Below are 3,774 nucleotides of genomic sequence, written 5' to 3' on the forward strand. Positions count from 1 at the left end.
AATATGGGACAAATCCTGATACAGCTCCTATTCATGAGAATTCTGAGTTGGAATTGACTACAAATGATGAGGTTAGAATAGAAAAGATTGATTTTTCTATTGACGAGCAATATACAGATGAGATTCCAGAAGGAAGTCATCAAATCACAACTCCAGGTGTTGAGGGAGAGCGCACGATTAAGACTCGTGTCTACAGTTCTAACGGTCAGGAAATCGACCGTCAAGAACTTTCGAATGAAGAAACCTTGGCTTCGATAACACAAATCGTCAAAGTTGGTACGGCTAAGCCAACTATGGTACCGAATGAAGCACCGAAAGCAGAGGCTTTACCAGAGTATCCGCTGACTTATACCGACGAAATTCGCGTAGAGAAAATTGCGTTCAATATCGAGGAGCAATATACGGATGAGCTTGTTCGAGATGCTCGTCAAATCGAGACTCCGGGTGTTGAGGGTGAGCGCACGATTAAGACTCGTGTCTACAGTTCTAACGGTCAAGAGGTTGACCGCCAAGAGTTGTCCAACGAGGAAACTCTAGCTCCCGTAACACAAATCGTCAAGGTCGGCACGGCTAAGCCAAACATGGTACCGAACGATCCACCGAAAGCAGACGCACTGCCAGAGTATCCGTTGACTTATACCGACGAAACTCGTGTAGAGAAAATAGCCTTCAACATTGAAGAGCAGACTACGGATGAATTGGTCCAAGATGCCCGCCAGATCACAACACCAGGTGTTGAGGGAGAGCGCACGATCAAGACCCGTGTCTACAGTTCCAATGGTCAAGTTGTTGACCGCCAAGAACTTTCGAATGAAGAAACCTTGGCTCCCGTAACACAGATTGTCAAAGTCGGAACTGCTAAACCAAGCATGGTACCAAGCGATGCACCGAAAACAGACGCTCTACCAGAGTATCCGTTGACATATACTGACGAAATTCGCGTTGAGAAAATAGCCTTCAACATCGAGGAGCAATATACCGATGAGCTTATTCGAGATGCCCGCCAAATCACAACTCCAGGAGTTGAGGGTGAGCGCACGATTAAGACCCGTGTCTACAGTTCCAACGGGCAAGAGGTTGACCGCCAAGAGTTGTCTAATGAGGAAACTTTGGCGCCCGTAACACAGATTGTCAAAGTCGGAACTGCTAAACCAAGCATGGTACCAAGCGATGTACCGAAAGCAGACGCTCTGCCAGAGTATCCGCTAACTTATACCGACGAAACTCGGGTTGAGAAAATTAACTTCACAATTCGTGAAGAAGAAACGGATGAGCTTGTTCAAGATGCCCGTCAAATAACAACTCCAGGAGTCCAAGGCGAACGTACCATTAAGACCCGTGTCTACAGTTCTAATGGCCAAGTGGTCGACCGTCAAGAGTTGTCTAACGAGGAAACTCTAGCTCCAGTAACACAAATTGTCAAAGTCGGCACGGCTAAACCAACCATGGTACCGAACGACCCACCGAAAGCAGAGGCTTTGCCAGAGTATCCACTAACTTATACCGACGAAACTCGTGTAGAGAAAATAGCCTTCAACATTGAGGAGCAATATACCGATGAGCTAGTTCAAGATGCTCGTCAAATCACAACTCCGGGTGTTCAAGGTGAGCGGACCATCAAGACTCGTGTTTACAGCTCTAACGATCAAGTTGTTGACCGTCAAGAATTGTCTAATGAAGAAACCTTGGCTCCTGTAACGCAAATTGTCAAAGTCGGAACGGCTAAGCCAACTATGGTACCAAGTGATGCACCGAAAGCAGACGCTTTAGAGGAGTTCGATTTAATTTCACTGCATAATCTCTTGGCAGAAGCGGATCAGATTAAAGCACAGGCCCGTTATTTCAACGATAGTCAGAGTCATCAAGCTAACTATGATGCTGCTTTGACGGCTGGTCAAGCGATTCTGAGCCAATCCCAAGCCAGCCAAGCAGAAGTCAACCAACTGGTGGAACAAATCAATCAAGCCAAGGCTCAATTAAGTGGTCTTGAAGTTGTTAAAACAGCTCTTCAGACTGAGTACGATTTAAATCCAACGGTTAAAACTTCGGTTAAATATAAGAATGCGGATTCAGAAAAGCAGACAGCTTATACTGACGAATTAACCAAGGCAGAAGGAGTGCTGAACAATCAAACAGCTACACAAGTACAGGTCAATCAAGTTCTTGCTAGCCTGACAGCAGCCAAAGAAGCTCTAAATGGAGTGCCTAAAGTCAAGCCGACTGTTTCCATTCTAAGTCTGACTGAGAATGTTGATGATAAGTCGGTGACGGTCCAATATAGATTGGAAGACCAGACCCAGTCCTTCCGCTCAGCGACTGCAGAATTGTACCAGGGAGATCAGCTGATTCGCACTCTTCCAATTACCAACTTTGCTGGCAGCTTGAAAATTGGTGACCTAGACTACTATACAGGCTATACTTTGAAAACCAAGTTGACTTATGAACTGGATAATGGCAGCTTTACTGAGTTTGAAACAGACAGTCGTAACTTTGAGTTAGAATACAAGAAGATTGCCTTCCGTGATATTGATTCCGTTGAGTTTTATCATAAAGAAAACGACCAATACAAGCGCTTTGTATCGATGAGCTCCATGCCTACGGATCTGTCTACCTACTTCGTTAAGATCAAATCAAGCGAATCCAAGGAAATTCTCCTACCAGTTCATAGCATTTCTGAAGCAGAGAAAGATGGCAAGGCCGTCTATAAGCTTAATGTAACCCTTCCTGAACTCGTCCAAGAAAGTGAAGCGGGCTACAAGTCTGGGCACGACTTCTACATCAGTAAGGCAGTCCCTAGTCAGCAAAATGTCTATACTAGCTTTGCTGGATTGGTAGACGCTATGAAGCGAAATATGGCAGGAAATTATGTTCTGGGAGCTGATTTGGATGCGAGCGAGGTCAACCTAGCTCCTGCGGACTATGTCTATCTCAAAGGGAACTTCACCGGCAGTCTGACGGGTAGTCAAAATGGCAAGCAATATGCGATTTACAATCTAGCCAAGCCTTTATTTGAAAACCTCAAGAGTGGGTCTACCATTTCCAATATCGACTTTAAAGATGTGAATATCGTGGGTACCTATGACTCAGCAGCACTTGCACGCAATGCGGAGAATGCGCGAATCACAGATGTTTCTGTTCAGGGAAGAGTATCGGTAGTAGGCAACGCTTCTAACGTAGCGGGTCTTGTAGTTAATGGAACCAATACGAAGATTACAAATAGTTCCTTTACGGGGACTATCCTATCTAACAGTCAACACATCAAAGCTTATAATGTAGGTGGTTTGGTTGCAAGCCTTAAAGGAGGAGAATCTCTTCTTAGCCAAAGTAAAGCAGATGTAACGATTATTAGTGGAGCTCGATCAAATGAACAACGTATCGGTGGTTTGGTTGGACGTCTAGAAAATAATGCTCGAATCACCAAATCTTATGTGACAGGAAAAGTATATAATTCAACCACTAACGGTCAAATCGGTGGAGTGGTCGGCTCGAACTACTTTAATGGTTTAGTTGATAATGTGATCAGCAATGTTAGCGGTACAAACGTTTACAGTATTTCTGGAGATCAGGGCTACAAAAACGACCGCATTACGCAAGCCTATAAAGTTGCCAAGAGTGAAACCTTGAAAAACGATCAGTTTGTTACTTCTACCATTACTCAAGAAGAAATGGAAGAAAAACTGACTGCTATGAACATCACGACTAGCCTAGATGACACGAATCTAAATATGCGTTTTGTCGACTATGGTGAAGTAAACAATGCTCAATTCGACCGTG

At 44.4% G+C, this 3,774-nt stretch carries 1 protein-coding gene; it reads left to right on the forward strand.

Annotated elements, in window-relative coordinates; genetic code table 11:
• Positions 1-3,774, forward strand: a 3,774-nt coding sequence (locus GMD4S_RS11595) for a ZmpA/ZmpB/ZmpC family metallo-endopeptidase-related protein (protein ID WP_000328337.1), incomplete at both ends; no start/stop codon positions are given.

The sequence above is a fragment of the Streptococcus sp. GMD4S genome (assembly GCF_000296955.1).